The sequence below is a fragment of the Bacillus sp. CGMCC 1.16607 genome (genome assembly GCF_042683745.1).
GTDB lineage: Bacteria > Bacillota > Bacilli > Bacillales > Cytobacillaceae > Pseudoneobacillus.
Window position 1 is genome coordinate 916872 of the sequence record NZ_JBHUJX010000025.1, and the last position, 19370, is coordinate 936241.

The window sequence follows — 19370 nt, forward strand, 5'->3', positions numbered from 1 at the left end:
CTTTCACCGTTTCGGCTTGTTTTTTTTAAAAATATTATTCGATTGTCCCGCATTCCTTTTCAATCTCAGCCTTAAATAGCTCTTGTAATTTCTTTGTCACTAGACCAATTGTCCCAGTTCCAATGATTTTCCCTTCCACTTCAACAATCGGGGTGACTTCAACGGTCGTACCGGTTAAAAATACTTCTTCCGCTTGAAGGAGCTCTTCCTTTGTATAAGTTGTTTCTTCGAAAGCTATGTCATGATCGCGACAAACCTGTAACATCTTTTGTCTTGATATTCCGTTTAAGATAAGGTTATTAGCTGGATGTGTTTTCACCTTACCATTAACTACTATAGAGATATTTGAGAGGCTTCCTTCCGTAACAACTTCTCCTCGATGTTGAATCGCTTCAAAGCAGCCAGCTTCAGCAGCTTTTTGCTTTGCTAGTAGGTTGCCTAATAGATTTAAGCTTTTAATATCACAACGCAGCCAGCGAATATCCTCTAGCAGGATTGCTTTAACCCCTTTTTCCATTGATTCGACTGGTCGACCAATATCTTTCGTGTAAGCGATGAATACTGATTTAACTTCTGAAGAAGGAAACAGATGATTTCGTGGCGAAACCCCTCGTGTGACCTGTAAATAAATCGTTCCTAGTGTTAACTTATTCTTCTCGATAAGTTGAGAAAGAAATGAAGTCATTTCCTCAATCGTATACTCGAGATGAAGGCCAATTTTTTCAGCACTTTCCACTAATCTTTGTAAATGTTCTTTACCTGTAAACATTTTTCCATTGTAGACACGAATCACTTCGTACACACCGTCTCCAAATTGATACCCACGATCTTCAATGTCAATGGTCGCTTGAGAGCGTTCAAGAAATTCGCCATTTTTGAATACAACACTCATCTCATTTTCCCCCTTTTGCCAACTCATAGATGGCTTGTGCATAGATGGCAGTTGACTTGACTAAATCTTCAATATACATATATTCATCTTTTTGATGGGCAATATCTTCTCTCCCTGGGAAAAGTGGACCAAATGCAACACCTGATTTTAGAGAGCGTGCATAAGTACCCCCACCAATAGAGATTAGTTCCGCTTTTTCTCCCGTTTGTTCTTCATAAACCTTTTTAAGTGTTTGAATTAAAACATCATTTTCATCAACATGATGAGGCTTTGAGTCAGAGTACTTTTCAATCACAAAACCATTTTCAAAAAGTATCTTTTCTAGTTTTCCCTTCGTTTTTTCCATATCATTTGTGACTGGATAACGAAGACTCACCCCAAGACGACCGCCATCCTGCGGGGTGTAATGAAACGTCCCAATATTTATCGTTAAATCGCCTGTAATATCATCCCGGTAGTTGATTCCAAATTTCTCTCCTCTAGAATGGTCAATCAAATATTCGGAAATCAAAGCGAAAAATGGTTTAGATCCTTCGTCTAGTTCTTGATGCGCTAAGAAATCCCCTAAATATAGACCTGCATTTTTTCCGTTTTTCGGCTCCATACCGTGTGCAGAAGTTCCTTCCATTTCTAAAAAGAACACGCCATTTTCAATATAGCATTTTCCTTCTAATTGATTCTTCTTTAAATAGTGATCAAAGTCTTGCATTAATTTCGTATGATCCATGTGAATATGTAAGGAAGCTTGTGCAAAGTCAGGAACCATATTCGTTCTTCTGCCTGATTGGAACCGGATAACCTCGATTGTCTGATTGGTAAAATCTCTATGTTTCGGCTTTAAAACCATATCAAATCCAGCAATCCCTTTTTCCGCATAAATAATTGGAAAATCAGCATCTGGCGCAAAACCCATAGTAGGCATTTCTTCATGTTTAAAATAATGATCTACACAACGCCACTGACTTTCTTCATCTGTCCCAATAATCATTCGAACTCGTTTCGATAAAGGCAGTTCTAGTTCCTTAACAATTTTCATTGCATAATACGCTGCCATAGTAGGTCCTTTATCATCCAACGCCCCACGAGCAAATATTTTTCCATCGCGAATTTCTGCTCCATATGGGTCACTCGTCCAGCCATCGCCTTCAGGAACAACATCCACATGACAAAGAATTCCTAGCAAATCTTCGCCTTGACCAAATTCTAAATGACCTGCCAAATTGCCGACATTTTTACTTGTGAATCCGTCTTTTTCACCTAGTTGAAGCATAAAATCCAGCGCTTCCTTCACTCCTTCTCCAAGTGGCGCCTCTTCCGTTGTATTTTCTTCATCTAATAAACTTTTAATATGTAATAATTGCTGCGTGTCTTTAATTAACTCTTCTTTACGTTTTTCAACTTCCTGCATCCAGTTAATCATTTGCAACCTCCATTAAACATTTATTTGTAAATACATTTTCCCACTTTATCAAAAAAAAAACTACTCCCAAGTATGAGAGTAGTTCAATCATTAATACTTTTCTAGAATTTCTATGATCGAATCACTTTGATATTCTTTTGCATAGTCTAAAGCTGTTTTTCCCTCAGAATCCTCGTAAGTTGGATCAGCACCGTTTTCTAATAACAGGGTCAGCATAGCTTCATCTTCATTAAAAACAGCACTCATCACAGGGGTCGTGTCGTAATTATCAATCGTATTTGGTTCAGCCCCTTTTTCTAGTAGTAATTTTGCGGCCTCTAATTGTCCACTTAGAACAGCCCAATGTAATGCACTTGAACCTTCACTATCTTGCGCATTAATATCCGCTCCCTCATCTAAAAGTAGGGTAATTTGATCCGTATCGTTTTCACCCGCCGCTGTCATTAATGGAGTGGAGCCTTCCACTTCCGATAATAAGTCTGACCAAAGTGTGGATTTTTCCAAAGCTTTAAATCCATACCAGCCAGCGATAAATAGACCAACTGAAACGAGAATCAAAACAATAATACCAATAATAATTTTCCCTTTTGGTTCTTTTAGTTTCTGCCCCTTTTTTTCAGAAAAAAATTCAGACAATGCATAAAGTCTTTTCGGAAGATGAGGATGGGTGGACAATTTTTCGTTTAGCCATGCAAAAAATCCAGACTCTGTTTCGATTTGCTGCATATAAACTTCCTGATCAACTTGATGATAAAGCTCTTTCCCAATAGCTAGCATCGTTAATGCATTTTTTGAGGCTTCCAATGACTGCACATAATAAGTTCCATAACGGTCACAAGTGTATTCACAAGCTCTTAAATAGGCATTTCCGATAAATGGCACCCACATCGCGGGTAATAGAATGAAACTGATTATGACGTGTCTTCTTTTTAAATGAGCAAATTCATGAGCTAAAACAAACAACACTTCTTTTTCAGCATTTTGCTTCATTAATTCAAAAATCTCAGAATACAGAACAACCATATTTCTTCCGAAAAATCTTGTCGCAAATGCATTTAAGATACCTTCTGACTCGACTACATAAATATCAGGCACATTAATTAACCCCATATCTTTTGCTACTTGTGAAGCTTTTTCATAAAGATCCGGAAATTGCTTCTCACTTAATTTCACTCCGTTCCGACGGATCCCTGCTATCATTAAGCCATGTAGAAAAAAGGAAATGAGAATGAGGCCACCTATAATAAAAATTCCAATTATGGAAATGGCAAAAAATATATACGTTAAAGTACCAAATAATATAAGTAAACCAAAATACACATTCTCTTTCGGAAAAACTAATTGATCGCGTAACGAGGAATTATTCATTTTCTACTTCCTTTCTATATGAGTTACGAAATACAGTTTAACATTTTTTTCTTTCATTATTGGCTTATTTTTTCAAAAAATTCACTTAATTATTCATATTCCCCTTGTCCTCTACCATAAGTATTACTACAAGACATTTAGGAAGGAGGGGAAATATTTAAAAATATTAAATTTTTTTTAATTTTTCAATGTTTAGTGGAAACTTTCTGACAATATCGGTTAGAATAGATTTAGAGGTATAACTTCTATCTATGTAAAGGGGTTGTCTGGAAAAAAGAAAACTACATATTTGTTGAGGACATCTCTATAAAGAGATATGTCGGTCGCAGGAACTTGCCAATGGTTTTAATAAAGGATAGGGAGTGGTTTTTTGAAGCCTTCAACTAACCGAATGTTAAACCGCATCAAATCCATCTACATGTTTATTAACAAAAAAGGACTTGTGACAACACAAGAACTTGTAGAGGAATTTGCTATCACTCCTCGCACCATTCAACGAGATTTAAACGTCTTGGCCTATAATGACCTAGTAGAAAGTCCGAGTCGTGGTTTATGGACAACAACAGAGAAAAAAGTGAAGATTTCATCATAGAATAAAAAGCGGAGGCGCCTCGATCAGCCCCGAAAAGCATAAGACGCTCCATGAAAGAAGGTGTTTTTCCTTCTCACATGGAGTGGCTTATGACCTCGAGGGGCTAGGCGCTGCAGCTGGATTAATATGAAGAAATCGCCATTTGATGGCGATTTCTTTTTTTACGGCTGATACTCTACCAATTCAGTTATTTCTTCATCCGTTAACTCACGATATTCACCCAACTCAAGTGACTCATCTAGCTGTAATGGTCCCATCGAAATTCGCTTTAAATATACAACTCTTTTCCCTACTGCTTGGAACATTCTTTTCACTTGATGAAATTTTCCTTCAGTAATCGTTAATTCAATATCTGACATTAATCCAGATTTTAATATCTTTAATTCGCCTGGCTTCGTTTCATAGCCATCGTCTAACGTGACACCATTTCGAAAAGCTATAATATCCTCCTCCGTTACCTCTCCTTCAATCACAGCAAAATACGTTTTGGGAACATGCTTTTTCGGAGATAGTAATCGATGGGAAAGTTGACCGTCATTTGTTATTAACAATAGTCCTTCTGTGTCTTTATCCAACCTTCCTACTGGAAACGGTTCATACACTTGATCATCCATTTCCAATAAATCAATGACTGTTTCATCTCTGTTATCTTCAGTCGCTGATATGACACCCGCAGGCTTATTCATCATTAAATAAATGAATTCTTTGTACACCACTTCTTGCCCATTGATTGTGACAACATCTTGATTTGGGTCAATATGCGCTTTTGCATCCTTCACCAATTCTCCATTGACTTTTACGGCCCCGTCTTTTAATAATTTTTTTACTTCTTTTCGACTTCCAAAACCAAGATTGGCGAGCATTTTATCAATTCTCATTTGAAACCTCCAAAATACGTTTTCGTTATATAGGCGAACGTCTAATCATTATTTTTGGATCAACATAGACTGATATCGTTGTTAGATATAAAAAAAGAGGAGAGAATGCTATGTATTATTATCCACAAGATCCAAATTTCTTTTACCCAAGCCAAGAATATTACACTCATGAATACCCTACTCAAGATTTCCGTCAAATACCAGGAGGTGGCTTTCCCGGAGGGCCAGGTGGTCACTTCCCAGGTGGCGGAGGCGGTCAAACAGATAGAAGATTAGACCGGCTTGAAAGAGAAGTTCAGCGCCTAGACCAACGTGTCGATCGATTAGAACGACGGATGGAAAGAGTAGAAAGACGATTAGGTATCAGAGATAATTGGGAATAGATTCTCCAAATCAATAAAAAATGGAAGGGTGACTCAAAACTTGAGCCACCCTTTTTAAAACCGTAGTCGTAGCTTTTGTTTAATACGTACAGCTTTTTCTCCAAAAAGAAAGTAGACAAGCTTCGAGCGGAATCCAAGATAAAAGTAAACAGTCGCACCAACTGCTGCACTTATGCTAATTAATATAATCGATTGAAACTTAGATTCCGGTGATAAAAACAAAGTTAATAACCAATAAGAAATCCCAGCGGAAATAATCATAACGACTGAGAATATAACGATAAGCAAGCTCCTTCTCCAAACTAATCGTAGTGGATATCCAGCAAACTTTCGGATCACAAATAAATTAATTAATATCGCCGCCGCATATCCAAGAGCTGTAGCCAAAACCGCTCCCTTTGTTTCCATTATTTTTATTAAAGGAATGTTTAAACTTAGTTTAATCAATAACCCAACTAATAAGCTTAAGATTGTAAAACGTTGTTCATTAATTCCTTGTAAAATAGCTGCTGTAACAGAAAATAGAGCAAATAAGATCGCAACAGGTGCATAAGCTCTTAAAACCTCTGTTCCAAGTGGGACATGTTCATAGAAAACCGTGTAAAATGGTTCTGCCAAAAGAGATAAACCAAGAACAGCTGGTAAAGTTAAAAATAATAGCACTTGAAATGTCTGATTCAGCTGACGGTTTAAATTTTTTCGATCATTTTCAATAAATGCCGTTGTCACACTTGGAACCAAAGTTAATGAAAAAGCTGTTGCAAGTGATACTGGAATAATCACAAGTTTGTGAGACTGGAAATTTAATATCGAAAATGCACTTTTGGCTTGGTCAGCCATACCTATCGAAGTCATTGCTAACTTAAAAGTAAACTGGTCGATTAATTGGAACAATGGGTTAGCAATCCCAACAAATACAAAAGGTGCTGCGTATATTAAAATTTCCTTATACATTTCCTTTAATGAAATTTGGACAGTTCCTTTGTCCTCTTTCACTAATTCATCTAAGTGCGGCTTCCTTTTAAACCAATACCATAAAAGAACAATTAATCCACCAATTGCGCCAATAAATGCAGCAAATGTTGCGACACTAACGGCAGAAACTAAACTTCCGCCCATCCATTTTAAAACGACAAATGCTCCAACTAATAGAAATAATATACGAGCAATTTGTTCGACAACTTGCGAAATAGCAGACGGCCCCATGGATTGATGTCCTTGAAAAAATCCACGAATCAAACTCATAAAAGGAACGACTATTAATGCAAAACTTACCGCTCGCATGACTAATGTAACATCTTCCACACTAAAATCAGCATCATTCTTTGCAATACTCATTTTCGCGATTGTTGGAGCTGAAATATACATAATTAGAAAGGCAGCAATCCCGCTAATCATCATAATCATTAAGCCTGATTTAAACAACCTTCGTCCGACAGCATATTCTTCAAGAGCATTATACTTCGAAATAAATTTTGCTACTGCAAGGGGAACACCAGCTGTCGCAATACTAATAAAAATCGTGTACGGAATATAACTGAAATTATATAGGGCAGTACCTTCCTCACCGACAATATCATAAAACGGAATAACATATAATAAACCAAGAACCTTAGAGATAATGGTACCTAATGTTAAAATAAACGTTCCTCGTAAAAGCTTTGATGACATATAATCCCTCATTACTATAAAAGGCTTTTTTTGCACTATTTGTAGTTTACAACTTCTTGTTCTCTTGTGCTACTTTTTTCAGTATTCTTTTCTTGTTTGTCCAAAGTCGTTATAATGACAGGATAAGTATAGAAAAGTGGAAGCGCCTTGATCAGCCCCGACAAGCAAATGCTTCTCAACCTGAAAAGTCGTTCTTTGACTTTCTGGGTTGAGAACATTTGACCTCGAGGGGCTAGGCGCTGGAGCTGGACATTTTTCGAAATCTAAAGAATTTAAACATTCTTATATTTTTAAAAAAGTTGGTGGGTAAATGCAGTATGATGTAATTGTAATTGGCGGAGGTCCTTCTGGATTGATGGCGGCTATCGCCGCAGGTGAACAAGGTAAAAAAGTACTTCTAATCGATAAAGGTGATAAGCTGGGACGCAAGCTGGCTATTTCTGGTGGCGGACGCTGTAATGTAACGAATCGCCTTCCTCTTGATGAGATCATCAAACATATTCCTGGCAATGGTCGATTTTTATATAGTGCCTTTTCATTATTTAGTAATGAGGATATTATATTATTTTTTAAAAACCTAGGTATTCAGCTTAAAGAGGAAGATCATGGGCGGATGTTTCCAGTTACAGACAAAGCCCAATCCGTTGTCGATGCCATGCTATCTCGTTTAAATGAACTCAATGTAAAAATGATGACTAACGCTCCCGTTCAAACAATTGACTATGAAAATGGTTGTGTTCAGTCTGTTCTACTGAAGAATGGTGAACGTTATCAAGCGACTTCCATTGTTTTGGCAGTTGGTGGGAAATCGGTTCCTCATACGGGGTCGACAGGAGATGGGTATGCTTGGGCTGAAAAAGCTGGCCACACCATTACTGAACTATTTCCAACAGAAGTTCCCGTCACTTCAAGGGAATCTTTTATAAAAGAGAAAACATTACAAGGACTGTCCTTGCAAAATGTAGCTTTAAGTGTGCTTAATCCTAAAGGAAAACCAATCATTACGCATCAGATGGATATGATTTTTACTCATTTTGGAGTAAGTGGACCAGCCGTTTTACGATGCAGCCAATTTGTCGTTAAAGCGATGAAGAAATGGAATTTAAAAGAAGTGGCGATGAGTTTGGATGTTTTCCCTGAATTGTCAGAGGAAGCACTTTTTCAGAAAATCAATCAGTCTCTTAAAGAGGATCCTAAAAAGGCAGTAAAAAATAGTTTAAAAGGATTATTACCTGAACGTTATTTATCCTTTTTGTTTGATGTGAACGGAATTGATGCTTCCATTCAAGGTGCTAACCTTTCCCATGAAAAAATTCGAGCATTAGCTAAAAGCTGTAAAGCCTTTACTTTCCAAGTGAATGGAACATTACCACTGGAGAAAGCTTTTGTTACTGGTGGTGGAGTATCTGTTAAGGAAATAGATCCTAAGACGATGGAATCAAAATTGATGGAAGGTTTGTTCTTTTGTGGAGAAATTTTAGATATTCATGGGTATACGGGTGGATATAATATTACTTCTGCATTGGTTACAGGTAGACTGGCAGGGTTAAATGCAGGTGCAAAATAAAGACCATAAAAAGAAGGATTTTCACCCCCTTTATTGAATAGATATAGTCAATAAAGGGGGTTATTGCTTGATAAAAAAATGGTTACCACTTTCCATCCTAATCATGGCGCTATTATATATTTTCGTTATTCCTTCAGAACCCATCGCAATAAAATTAACATTTAAAATTATCCCAATGCTGCTAATTTTATATTTTGCGTTTCAGATAAAAATAACGAATAACGGGAAATTTCCTTGGATCATCATAACTGGATTGTTCTTTTGTATGCTTGGTGATGGACTACTCATTTGGTTTGTTGTCGGACTTACCGCTTTTCTAATTGGACATTTATTTTATTTCGGTGGATTTTTAACGAGATGGTCTTTTTCGTGGCCAAAGTTTCTTTCCATTATTCCCATTGCCATTTACAGTACTACTATTGGCTATCAATTGCTAGACTCCATATATGACAAAGGAGAGGAAGCCCTTGTCATTCCTGTTATCTTTTATGTCTTCGTAATTTCTATCATGTATTGGTCAGCTATTATGACTGGAAGTAAATTAGCAACTGCAGGTAGTACCTTGTTTGTTATTTCTGACTCCGTTCTTGCTTGGGATAAGTTTGTCTCTGACATTCCTTACGCTGGAGTGATTATTATGATCACTTATTATAGTGCTCAATTTCTGATTGCACATACTGTAAGTGAGTCTTCTAGAAAAATGCGCAAAAATGCAAAACCTGCCTTCCAGCAATAAGGAAGACAGGTTTTATTTTTATGCTCTGTAAATGACCATCGCAGAGAAACAATAGATTTGCTCATCTTCCTCTTCTGACATTGCTGCGACATTGTATTTAATGTCTATTAAGCTAGTTTCATCGATTTTCTTTAAAAAATGGTTCATTTCCGCTTCTAAATCCTTCTCGTGCTCCTTATCAAACACTTTTACTTGGATCAACGATTTTCTTCCCTTCAGTTTTAGAAACAGTATGACCATTTTCTGACTATTTTAAAACCTTTTTCAAGTATTGATCTGTTAGTTGGTCCAGACGTTTTAGCTGGAAAGCATATTCGAAAATAGACGACCCGATGACAACTAAACGTAATTTCTGTCCCCTGTCTTCACGATAGATGTCCATAATTTTTTCTAAAAACAAACCACAATCACTTATGATACTTTCAGTTAGATCCTCTTCTTTTTTTAGTTTTTGGTCATATTTTAAGAGAATAAGCTCGTTGTATCTAATCAGTTCCTCAAGCTGTTGATCAAAAAGCTCATTTTCCTGTTCATCGTTCGCACTTTGAAAATAATGCTCTTCAATGACGTACAATACTTCGGATCCTTGCTGGGCTGTTTTAAGCATCTGTTTGAAAACAACTAATTCACGAATATCTTGTGGATTCAATTTAGCCATTTTTACCCGTTCTTCATCCAAAATATTAAATAATTCTTCTAACCTTTTAATATCCTCTTTTAATTTTTCCGTATCTTCTTGAAATGATTTTTCTGTCATTTCATTTGAAATTGCTGTTCTCATAAGAAGGGACATATTTTGAAAAACAGAATGAACCTTATCCCGATATATATTTTTATATTTAGGTGGAAGAATGAGCAAATTGACTAGAAAGGCAGAAGCCATCCCTATTAAAATGATACCAAATCGGTTTACCGCAAATAAAAAGTCCTCATTTGCCGTTCCATGTGCACCCATAATCGCTAAGACTGTCACCAGAGTTAACGAGATAGAACTTTCCATTTTCATTTTCATACAAATCATAATGACGATAATCATAACGATTCCGATCGTAAAAGGATCCCTTCCAATAAAATAAATCATGAAAAGGGCAATAGCTGCACCAAGTGTATTTGTTTTTAGTTGATCAAGAACCTGTTTCCATGATCGGTAAATGGAAGGTTGAATCGTAAAAATAGCTGCAACTCCTGCAAACACTGCAGGCTCTAAATTAAAAATAGTACAAATAAATAATGCCAATGTCACGGAGATTCCCGTCTTTAAAATACGTGGACCTAAAGTCAAGAAAAATTGCCTCCTTCATTCTCTTTCCAATCCCAGTTTACTTCATTCTGCAGAGGATTTCATTCACTTACAAGTAAACTTCTAATTTGCACGGGTAATAAATCGGACTTATACGTGTAAATTATACTAAGCAAGAGTATTTTACTGCTATCCGAGAGTAATCCACTCAATGCGAGAGTATTTCACTGCTTTCCGCGAGTAAATCCACCTCGAACGCGAGTATTTCACCGCTTTCCGCAAGTAAATCCACCTCGAACGCGAGTATTTCACCGCTTTCCGCAAGTAATTCCACCTCTAACAATGCGAGAGTATTTCACCGCTTTCCGCAAGTAAATCCACCTCGAACGCGAGTATTTCACCGCTTTCCGCGAGTAAATCCACCTCGAACGCGAGTATTTCACCGCTTTCCGCAAGTAATTCCACCTCTAACAATGCGAGAGTATTTCACCGCTTTCCGCAAGTAAATCCACCTCGAACGCGAGTATTTCACCGCTTTCCGCAAGTAAATCCACCTCGAACGCGAGTATTTCACCGCTTTCCGCAAGTAAATCCACCTCGAACGCGAGTATTTCACTGCTTTCCGCGAGTATATCCACCTCGAACGCGAGTATTTCAACGCTTTCCGCGAGTAATCCCACTTTGTACGCGAGTATTCAACGCTTTCCGCGAGTAAATCCACCTCGAATGCGAGTATTCAACGCTTTCCGCGAGTAAATCCACCTCGAACGCGAGTATTTCACCGCTTTCCGCAAGTAAATCCACTTTGAACGCGAGTATTTCACCGCTTTCCGCAAGTAAATCCACCTCGAACGCGAGTATTTCGCTGCTTTCCGCGAGTAAATCCACTTTGAACGCAAGTATTTCACCGCTTTCCGCAAGTAAATCCACTTTGAACGCAAGTATTTCACCGCTTTCCGCAAGTAAATCCACTTTGAACGCAAGTATTTCACCGCTTTCCGCAAGTAAACCCAGTTCTAGCGTAATTATTTGATGAGTACCTCTTCCACCCAAAAAAACCGATCCGTAAAGAATCGGTTTAGACATATTATTATATGAGATGTGACGTTGGATTACTAGTGAAAAATTCGTATCACGGCTCCTAAATCCTTTATTTCGTTTCCCCAGTCCACTCAAGCATTCCGCCGACCATATTGCGAACTTTATAGCCTTGATCTTGCAAATAATAACAAACATTTGCACTTCTGCCTCCAGATCGGCAAATGAAAATGTATTCAGTTTCTTTATCAAATTTATCTAGGTTCTCAGGGATTGTTCCCATCCGTATATGCTTTGCACCTGGGATCATTCCTAAAGCAACCTCTTCATCCTCACGTACATCAACAAGCTCAAGCTTCTCTCCCGCTTCAAGCTTCTTCTTTAATTCTTCCGTAGTGATTATTTCAATCATTTATGACACTTCCTTTCTTAAAAAAAGAGACTGACTACGATGAGTCAGTCCTATATTTACTTAGTTTGCCACAATGTTAACAAGTTTTCCAGGAACGGCGATTACTTTGCGAACGGTTTTTCCTTCGATTTGGTCTTTCACTTCGTCCATGGCGATTTGTTCTAGTGTTTCTTTCGATGCATCTGTTGGTACCAGTAGCTTCACTTTCATTTTTCCATTCACTTGAATTACGATTTCAACTTCGTTATCGACAAGTTTTGATTCGTCAAACGTTGGCCAAATGTCGTATGAAATCGTACCGGAATGGCCTAGTTTCTCCCAAAGCTCTTCCGCTACGTGTGGAGCAATTGGCGCTAAAAGTTTCACAAAGCCTTCCACATAATTTTTCGGTAGAACTTCTGCTTTGTAGGCTTCATTAATAAATACCATTAATTGTGAAATAGCGGTATTAAAACGAATTCCTTCCATATCCTCCGTCACCTTTTTAACGGTTTGGTGATAAACTTTTTCTAGGGTAGAAGCTTCTACATTGTCTTTAATTTTCGAAGACATCTCTCCATTTTCTTCAACAAACAAGCGCCAAACTCGGTCTAAGAATCGTCTTGATCCGTCTAATCCTGTGGTTGACCATGCAATTGATGCTTCAAGTGGACCCATAAACATTTCGTAAAGACGAAGCGTGTCAGCACCGTGACTTTCAACGATTTGGTCAGGGTTTACGACATTCCCTTTTGATTTACTCATTTTTTCATTGTTTTCACCTAGAATCATACCTTGGTTGAAAAGCTTTTGGAATGGCTCTTTCGTTGAAACAACCCCGATATCGTATAAAACTTTATGCCAGAAACGAGCATATAGTAAGTGAAGAACGGCATGTTCTGCGCCACCGATGTAAATATCGACTGGTAGCCACTCGTTTATTTTTTCAATATCCGCGATTATCTGATCGTTCTTCGGATCGATATAACGAATATAGTACCAAGAACTACCTGCCCATTGTGGCATCGTGTTTGTTTCTCGGCGGCCTTTTTTACCCGTTACAGGATCTACTACATTTAACCATTCAGAAATATTAGCAAGTGGTGATTCACCTGTTCCAGATGGTTTGATTTCTTTTGTTACTGGAAGCATTAATGGAAGCTCCTCTTCCGGAACAGCTGACATCGTGCCATCTTCCCAATGAATAATTGGAATTGGTTCACCCCAGTAACGTTGGCGGCTGAACAACCAATCACGAAGACGGTAAGTGATCTTCTTCGTACCGATTTCCTTTTCTTCTAACCAAGAAATCATCTTGGAAATTCCATCTTCTTTATTTAATCCATTTAGAAATTCAGAATTAATATGTTCTCCGTCACCTGTGTAAGCTTCCTTTTCAATATCTCCACCTGCAACAACCGCTTTTATCGGAAGTTCAAACTTTTTCGCAAATTCGTAGTCACGCTCATCATGAGCAGGAACCGCCATAATCGCACCTGTTCCGTAGCTCATTAATACGTAATCAGCAATCCAGATTGGCATTTTTTCACCATTCACTGGATTTACTGCATAGGCACCCGTGAAAACTCCTGTCTTATCTTTTGCCAAATCTGTTCGCTCAAGATCACTTTTGCTCTTAATTTGATCAAGATAAGCTTCTACTGCATCACTTTGATCACTAGAAGTAATTTTTTTCACAAAAGGATGCTCTGGAGCTAGGACTGCATAAGTGGCACCAAATAATGTATCGGGACGTGTCGTGAACACGGTAAAACTTTCGTTATGGCCATCGATTTCAAATGTCACTTCCGCTCCTTCTGAACGACCGATCCAATTGCGCTGCATATCTTTAAGACTTTCTGGCCAATCCAATTCTTCAAGGTCATCAATTAGACGGTCAGCATAAGCGGTAATCTTTAGCATCCATTGTTTCATTGGACGACGTTCAACCGGATGACCACCACGCTCACTTTTTCCATCAATAACTTCTTCATTCGCTAAAACGGTACCAAGTGCTGGACACCAGTTTACCGCCACTTCATCAATATACGCTAAGCCTTTTTCATAAAGCTTTAGGAAAATCCATTGTGTCCATTTATAATAGCCAGGGTCAGTTGTGTTGATTTCACGGTCCCAATCATAGGAAAAACCTAATGATTTAATTTGGCGACGGAAAGTATTAATATTAATCTCAGTAAATTCGGCTGGATCATTACCAGTATCAATCGCGTATTGCTCCGCAGGAAGACCAAAAGCATCCCACCCCATTGGATGAAGCACATTATATCCTTGCATTCTTTTCATACGAGATAGGATATCGGTCGCTGTATAACCTTCTGGATGACCTACATGTAATCCAGAACCAGATGGATACGGAAACATATCTAATGCGTAAAATTTACGCTTTCCTTTTTCTTCGCTAGTTTTAAATGTTTTGTTTTCTTCCCAATATTGTTGCCATTTCTTTTCAATTTGTTGATGATTGAAACTCATGTTTATTCCTCCTTCACTTTTTGACAATAAAAAAACCCCTCATCCCTATAAAAAGGGACGAGAGGATTATGTATCTTCCCGCGGTACCACCCACATTAGTGCACTTGCACTCGCTTCATTCATCCTTAACGCGGAAAACGGCAAGCATTACTGTAAATTCACACTTGCAACTCAGAAGGCGAGTTCATGATGTGCTTGGTTGACTTGCACCGACCGTCAACTCTCTAAATCAAGCGAATGCACCATTACTATTCCTCATCACAGTTATTCATTATTATTTATCATATTGTAGACGATTTTCTTTCAGTATGCAAGAAAGTTTATACTTTTTTAAAAGTTAATTTCCATTATATGCAATTAACATAAAAATGATACGTTTATTTTGATGCATTCCAAACAAAATGGACAAAGTTTGGCTCTTCATCCTTTGTTGTAGGGATGAAGCCGTTTTTTTCTAACACTTTTTGCGATCCTATGTTCTCAGGTGTTGTTTTCGCATGAATTTCATATACTTGGAGATTAATAGCTTCATGTAATAGATGCTCCAATGCCTTTGACGCAACTCCCATTTTTAAATATGCCTCTCCTACCCGATATCCAATATGCCCGATTCTATTTTCTTGATCGATATCAACTAAATTGATTCGACCTACTATTCTGTTCCATTCATCTTTAATTAAATAAAAATAAGAGATTCCTTCTTTTTGTTCCGTCAGTAAATCAGACAATAACTCATTAAAACGGTTATAAACATAATATTCGTCCCCTCTACTAGGAACCAATGTTTCAAAAAAGGCTCTATTTTCTGTTTCAAATTTAAATAATTCTTCCCCATCTTTTTCATGTAACTTATTAACGTAAATCTTCATTTTGTCTCCTCTATTTCTCTGGTATTTATCATCATTATATCGTGATGCAAATTGTAAAAGCGATCCTCATCTTAGAAGATCGCTTAAGGTCTGTTCCGTATCGTCAATTATACTTTACGAACGTTTGTAGCTTGTGGACCACGTTGGCCGTTTTCAATGTCGAAAGTCACTTCTTGACCTTCATCAAGTGATTTGAAGCCTTCACCTTGAATAGCTGAGAAGTGAACGAATACATCCTCTCCACCTTCGCGCTCGATGAATCCAAATCCTTTTTCACTGTTAAACCATTTTACTTTACCACGTTCCATTTTTTGTTGCCTCCTAGCATGTGTATACACAAAAATTGCAATTTAACCTTGCTTGCTTAGTATGTCCTTTCGAAATATTTTTTATTACATTATTAGAATTTTTTTCTAATCAAACTATTTTACAATTATTTTTTGTACTCTTTCCTTTAGGGTCCCCAGTAGCGAAGTCCATTCCTTGCCTTGTGTTGTATTTTCCTTTTCACCATAAGGATGCTCACTTGGGAATGTATAATAAAAACCAAAATCTTTCGTTTCCCCTACCTTTTTTATAAAAGGATGAATAAGATAATAACTTGATTTCTCTTGCTCTTTTGTTAAGCGAATTATTGAAATTAGGCTGACTTCATTTTTTCCATCTTTATAGAATATTTTTGTGCAAGATGGTTTTCCTTCTTCATTTTCACAAGTAGATTCTTTAAAGCTTAATTTAGTCGTTACCTTTTTAGGGATTTTTATTTGATAGCCTAATTTACTATCGTAACTATTTATTTCAACCATGTTTTTTGTAAAACTTGATTCATTAATGGATTCAGGCGTATTCCAAATTCCAACTGATTTCTCAGATGCTGGTGCTAGACTCTTAATGAACCATTGTTCCCCTTGTTTTACTAGCGTTACAATAGCTTGATCTTTACCAATTCCAAAGGAAGTAGCTAATTCAAATTCTACAACGTATTGCAAGGTTTTATCTTTATTTTCCTTTTTACTGATTACTGTATATTGATCTACCCATGGACTTGACGCGCCTGATACCCAGTGAAATTGTTCAAACGATTTTTTTATACCATTTTTTACATTCTGCGTAAACATTGCATACTGTAAAGCACCATTTCTATTTTTTACTGCTTTTGCCCAAGTTGCAATCGTATCATCAGGATTAGTTGGAACAATTGCTTTTTCTAACATTTCTAACTGTTCTTCCATGGAAGTTTTCTTCACTTCTTTTTTTACTTCGACTGTTTTCGGATTTGTTTGGGATGAAGCAGTATAGGATGCCGTTGTTAATCCTAAAGCAAGTGCTACACCTAATATCATTGATTTTTTTAACATATTTATTTTCCCTCTCTTTGTTCATTTTACGACAAGGGCCCTTTGTCATTCATACATAATAACGTTGATGCTTTCATTTCGTAACAACATAATTTAAAAAGTTTTTTTGATTTGTGTTTTTGGATTATATTGATACATCATAAATTGGAAATTTTCTACTTCCCTTATCAATAATTTATCATTTTGCCAAAATATTGAATTTGTCTTGTGGAATTTATCGATTTTTTTACCTGTTACACTATCAAAAATAAATAAGCTTTGTTGGTCAACTGAAAAATCCACTGCCAAATATCGCCCAGTAGAATCTAATGATAATCGAGAGATATAGGCATCATGCCCATTCTCAGGTTCTATATCTGCAATTAAACTAAAATGTTTCTTTTTCAGGTCGTATTTAAGAATTGTAGCTTTAGATGAACCTTGTTTTTCTTCCATTTCCTGAAGACTAAAAATGATAAATTTCTCATTTGGGTCCATCACTAAATGACTAATTCTTATATTCTCTGTTCTTTTATAAACAGATGGAATATCCCGGAATTGGAAAAGTGTTTCCTCCACGCCATCTTCTAAAATTTTTATTTTTGTTGAAACAAGTTCGGTTTCATCTAATCCGATTATTTCTTTATTTGCTAGTTCTGTGACCTTTTGAATCATATATTTACCCGTTTTCTTCACAAGGATAAATTCGTAAGTTGAAATTTTATAATAAGGAATTGCCGTTTCCGTCCAATACACATCTGCTGTTACGCTAACTGAATCAGTCTTTTCCTTTGAACTAATGATTTTATATCCAATTCGGTTTGGGTTGGAATAAGTTAAAAACTCAGGTGGATGCTCCATGATGCTTTTCGCATAATCATCATCTCTTACTATCAATGCCTGTAAATACCTTTCAACAGTCGTTTTGGCGGTTAACTCTTTTTCGCTAAGTGAAATCTTCATTAGTTGGAAAGTATCTCCTTCTTGCTGCTTTCGTTTCTTCAACATATAAAGTGTCCGTTCATCCGTGCCCCAAATAGGTGAAAAATATTGATACAGTCCTTCTTTTGAATTTTCAACACTCATTGGTATATTTGTAGTTACTTTCTTCTTTGTTTTTAGATCAAAATCTGCGATCCACACATCTTCAAATCCATTAACATCTTTAATATAGGTGATATATGATCCATCGATTGACATGAATGGATCACGGCCGACATCTACCAGTTTTTCTTTGCCATTTTTTAAATTTTTTATCATGACATTTCCATTTCGAGAAAAAACGAATGTATGTTGCTTCTCCGAATAAGATGGTTGATTTCCAATCGTTAGATCCTTTTCTTCAAGTGTTTCAATATTTATTTGAACAATCTTTTGCTCGTTTCCATTTTTTTTCGTCACTAATATTTCATTACTATTTATCCAAGTAGGAAACGAATATTTAGCTTTCGATCCTTCTTTCGAAATTTTTCCGCTCTTATTCAGTTTTAAATCGTAATTAAATAGATCCCCATTATTCGTATAAATAAGCGTTTCACCGACTAAAGAATGACTTAACCCATCTACAGAGATTTCTGATATTTTCTTCATACCTTGATCGTTGTATCGATAAAGCCCTTTATTTTTAATCGCTATATATAGTTCATCATTATGATGTGTATAAGCTGTAATCTCACCACTTCCAATATCAAAAAATGAAATCGAGTTCGAAATATTTAGGGAGCTGGCATTTACTTGTTGAGTTTGAATGCTTGTCATGAAAAAAGCGATGAAGATTACAGCTGCTAATAATCCACTTATCCAAGGATTTTTCAAATATGAGCTCTTTCCTTTATTCAGAAATTCCCCCCTCAGTTTTTTCTTCAAAACTTGATCAACTGGAATTTGCTTCTTTAATTCCTGCAATTGCCTTTCGACTTTTTCTGGTTCCATTATGTTTCCCCCAGACATTTTTTCACTAAAATCCCGACCTTTTTCGTAATCCTGCTCGATTTTACACGGAGTGATTCTTCCGTTTTCTTTAAAAGAATTGCAATATCCTTAAATCGCATATTTGCAAAATATCTTAAATTGGTAATCTCTAAATCTTCTTTTGATAGGTTAGTCAAGCTTTTCTTTAAACAGTCCAATTCACTAGATTGATCAAATGGATCTTCAAATGGGAGTGGTTCAAAATAGAATTCCATTTCATCTCCGACAAAGACATTTTTCTTTTTACGATAGTAGTCAATAACTGTATTTCTTGCGATTGTCATTAACCAAGCTTTCTTATTAGCTCCTTCATTAAGTGTTCCTACTTTTACATAAGCCTTACGAAACGTTTCGCTGACAATATCTTCGGCATCCCACTTATTCCCAGTTTTCACGTAGACATACCGATAAATATCATCAAAATATTCATCATATACAGTTAAAAATTCAACAGCCACCTTACCCTCCTCCAAACTCAGCTATTAAATATAACGTTGCTTTTAAAAAAATGTAACATAACTTTT

The 19370-nt window shown here is 36.7% G+C and carries 19 protein-coding genes and 1 other annotated feature; of the genes, 4 read left to right on the top strand and 15 right to left on the bottom strand.

Translation table 11 applies throughout. The annotated features are described in order from the left end of the window. Positions 1-34: 34 nt before the first annotated feature. From dat to ACFSO7_RS21140, 3 genes are all read right to left on the bottom strand, one after another. Entirely contained in the window at positions 35-892 is an 858-nt protein-coding gene (gene dat, locus ACFSO7_RS21130) for a D-amino-acid transaminase (RefSeq protein WP_377879374.1), read from the bottom strand. A gap of 1 nt (position 893) precedes the next feature. After that, positions 894-2318 (bottom strand): dipeptidase PepV, encoded by a 1425-nt coding sequence (gene pepV, locus ACFSO7_RS21135; RefSeq protein WP_377879375.1) that lies wholly within the window; start codon positions 2316-2318, stop codon positions 894-896. Between the two features lie 84 nt (positions 2319-2402). Then, positions 2403-3680, bottom strand: a complete 1278-nt coding sequence (locus ACFSO7_RS21140) for a M48 family metallopeptidase (RefSeq protein WP_377879376.1) — start codon at positions 3678-3680, stop codon at positions 2403-2405. 370 nt (positions 3681-4050) lie between these two features. Here ACFSO7_RS21140 and ACFSO7_RS21145 point away from each other — a divergent pair, with 370 nt between their 5' ends. Further along, positions 4051-4272 (top strand): DeoR family transcriptional regulator, encoded by a 222-nt coding sequence (locus tag ACFSO7_RS21145; protein WP_377879377.1) that lies wholly within the window; start codon positions 4051-4053, stop codon positions 4270-4272. Between the two features lie 161 nt (positions 4273-4433). Here the strand turns inward: ACFSO7_RS21145 and ACFSO7_RS21150 are convergent, their stop codons facing one another. Beyond that, positions 4434-5150 carry a pseudouridine synthase gene (locus tag ACFSO7_RS21150; protein WP_377879378.1) on the bottom strand — a complete coding sequence of 239 codons (717 nt, stop codon included), beginning with the start codon at positions 5148-5150 and terminating at the stop codon, positions 4434-4436. A gap of 110 nt (positions 5151-5260) precedes the next feature. On the opposite strand from ACFSO7_RS21150, the gene ACFSO7_RS21155 reads away from it, so the two are divergent. Beyond that, complete coding sequence (locus ACFSO7_RS21155) at positions 5261-5533, top strand: hypothetical protein (RefSeq protein WP_377879379.1); 273 nt, start codon at positions 5261-5263, stop codon at positions 5531-5533. 54 nt (positions 5534-5587) lie between these two features. Here ACFSO7_RS21155 and ACFSO7_RS21160 read toward each other — a convergent pair whose 3' ends face one another. Next, entirely contained in the window at positions 5588-7204 is a 1617-nt protein-coding gene (locus tag ACFSO7_RS21160) for a putative polysaccharide biosynthesis protein (RefSeq protein ID WP_377879381.1), read from the bottom strand. A gap of 310 nt (positions 7205-7514) precedes the next feature. Between ACFSO7_RS21160 and ACFSO7_RS21165 the strand changes: the two genes are divergently transcribed. Together ACFSO7_RS21165 and ACFSO7_RS21170 are read left to right on the top strand one after the other, a co-directional pair. Further along, positions 7515-8771, top strand: coding sequence for a BaiN/RdsA family NAD(P)/FAD-dependent oxidoreductase (locus ACFSO7_RS21165; protein ID WP_377879382.1), 1257 nt, complete (start codon positions 7515-7517; stop codon positions 8769-8771). A gap of 67 nt (positions 8772-8838) precedes the next feature. Beyond that, positions 8839-9507: a lysoplasmalogenase gene (locus tag ACFSO7_RS21170; protein WP_377879383.1), complete on the top strand. Its 669-nt coding sequence runs from the start codon at positions 8839-8841 to the stop codon at positions 9505-9507. An 18-nt stretch (positions 9508-9525) separates the two neighbouring features. Here ACFSO7_RS21170 and ACFSO7_RS21175 read toward each other — a convergent pair whose 3' ends face one another. The 10 genes from ACFSO7_RS21175 to ACFSO7_RS21220 all read right to left on the bottom strand — a co-directional run bounded on the left by ACFSO7_RS21175 (position 9526) and on the right by ACFSO7_RS21220 (position 19304). Then, positions 9526-9708, bottom strand: a complete 183-nt coding sequence (locus ACFSO7_RS21175) for a sporulation protein Cse60 (RefSeq protein ID WP_377879384.1) — start codon at positions 9706-9708, stop codon at positions 9526-9528. 46 nt (positions 9709-9754) lie between these two features. Further along, positions 9755-10789, bottom strand: a complete 1035-nt coding sequence (locus tag ACFSO7_RS21180; protein WP_377879385.1) for an FUSC family protein — start codon at positions 10787-10789, stop codon at positions 9755-9757. 612 nt (positions 10790-11401) lie between these two features. Continuing rightward, positions 11402-11800, bottom strand: a complete 399-nt coding sequence (locus ACFSO7_RS21185; protein WP_377879386.1) for a hypothetical protein — start codon at positions 11798-11800, stop codon at positions 11402-11404. Positions 11801-11897: 97 nt separating this feature from the next. Next, positions 11898-12197, bottom strand: coding sequence for a rhodanese-like domain-containing protein (locus ACFSO7_RS21190; protein WP_377879387.1), 300 nt, complete (start codon positions 12195-12197; stop codon positions 11898-11900). Between the two features lie 60 nt (positions 12198-12257). Next, positions 12258-14669, bottom strand: coding sequence for a leucine--tRNA ligase (leuS, locus tag ACFSO7_RS21195; RefSeq protein ID WP_377879388.1), 2412 nt, complete (start codon positions 14667-14669; stop codon positions 12258-12260). Positions 14670-14719: 50 nt separating this feature from the next. Then, positions 14720-14940: a binding site (T-box leader), on the bottom strand. 106 nt (positions 14941-15046) lie between these two features. Continuing rightward, on the bottom strand, positions 15047-15538 hold the full coding sequence (locus ACFSO7_RS21200) for a GNAT family N-acetyltransferase (RefSeq protein WP_377879389.1): 492 nt from the start codon (positions 15536-15538) through the stop codon (positions 15047-15049). 107 nt (positions 15539-15645) lie between these two features. Next, positions 15646-15846: a cold-shock protein gene (locus ACFSO7_RS21205; protein ID WP_377879390.1), complete on the bottom strand. Its 201-nt coding sequence runs from the start codon at positions 15844-15846 to the stop codon at positions 15646-15648. A gap of 114 nt (positions 15847-15960) precedes the next feature. Next, on the bottom strand, positions 15961-16896 hold the full coding sequence (locus ACFSO7_RS21210) for a hypothetical protein (RefSeq protein ID WP_377879391.1): 936 nt from the start codon (positions 16894-16896) through the stop codon (positions 15961-15963). A gap of 93 nt (positions 16897-16989) precedes the next feature. Next, entirely contained in the window at positions 16990-18807 is a 1818-nt protein-coding gene (locus ACFSO7_RS21215; protein WP_377879392.1) for a hypothetical protein, read from the bottom strand. Beyond that, positions 18807-19304 carry an RNA polymerase sigma factor gene (locus tag ACFSO7_RS21220; RefSeq protein ID WP_377879393.1) on the bottom strand — a complete coding sequence of 166 codons (498 nt, stop codon included), beginning with the start codon at positions 19302-19304 and terminating at the stop codon, positions 18807-18809. Before ACFSO7_RS21220 ends, ACFSO7_RS21215 begins: the two co-directional genes overlap by 1 nt. Positions 19305-19370: the final 66 nt, after the last annotated feature.

What these genes read in the sequence shown, in the direction of transcription:
- leuS (WP_377879388.1), bottom strand. Translation starts at nt 14,669, where the DNA reads ATGAGTTTCAATCATCAACAAATTGAAAAGAAATGGCAACAATATTGG.
- ACFSO7_RS21210 (WP_377879391.1), bottom strand. Translation starts at nt 16,896, where the DNA reads ATGTTAAAAAAATCAATGATATTAGGTGTAGCACTTGCTTTAGGATTA.
- ACFSO7_RS21140 (WP_377879376.1), bottom strand. Translation starts at nt 3,680, where the DNA reads ATGAATAATTCCTCGTTACGCGATCAATTAGTTTTTCCGAAAGAGAAT.
- ACFSO7_RS21165 (WP_377879382.1), top strand. Translation starts at nt 7,515, where the DNA reads ATGCAGTATGATGTAATTGTAATTGGCGGAGGTCCTTCTGGATTGATG.
- ACFSO7_RS21190 (WP_377879387.1), bottom strand. Translation starts at nt 12,197, where the DNA reads ATGATTGAAATAATCACTACGGAAGAATTAAAGAAGAAGCTTGAAGCG.
- ACFSO7_RS21205 (WP_377879390.1), bottom strand. Translation starts at nt 15,846, where the DNA reads ATGGAACGTGGTAAAGTAAAATGGTTTAACAGTGAAAAAGGATTTGGA.
- ACFSO7_RS21155 (WP_377879379.1), top strand. Translation starts at nt 5,261, where the DNA reads ATGTATTATTATCCACAAGATCCAAATTTCTTTTACCCAAGCCAAGAA.
- ACFSO7_RS21215 (WP_377879392.1), bottom strand. Translation starts at nt 18,807, where the DNA reads ATGGAACCAGAAAAAGTCGAAAGGCAATTGCAGGAATTAAAGAAGCAA.
- ACFSO7_RS21200 (WP_377879389.1), bottom strand. Translation starts at nt 15,538, where the DNA reads ATGAAGATTTACGTTAATAAGTTACATGAAAAAGATGGGGAAGAATTA.
- ACFSO7_RS21150 (WP_377879378.1), bottom strand. Translation starts at nt 5,150, where the DNA reads ATGAGAATTGATAAAATGCTCGCCAATCTTGGTTTTGGAAGTCGAAAA.
- dat (WP_377879374.1), bottom strand. Translation starts at nt 892, where the DNA reads ATGAGTGTTGTATTCAAAAATGGCGAATTTCTTGAACGCTCTCAAGCG.
- ACFSO7_RS21160 (WP_377879381.1), bottom strand. Translation starts at nt 7,204, where the DNA reads ATGTCATCAAAGCTTTTACGAGGAACGTTTATTTTAACATTAGGTACC.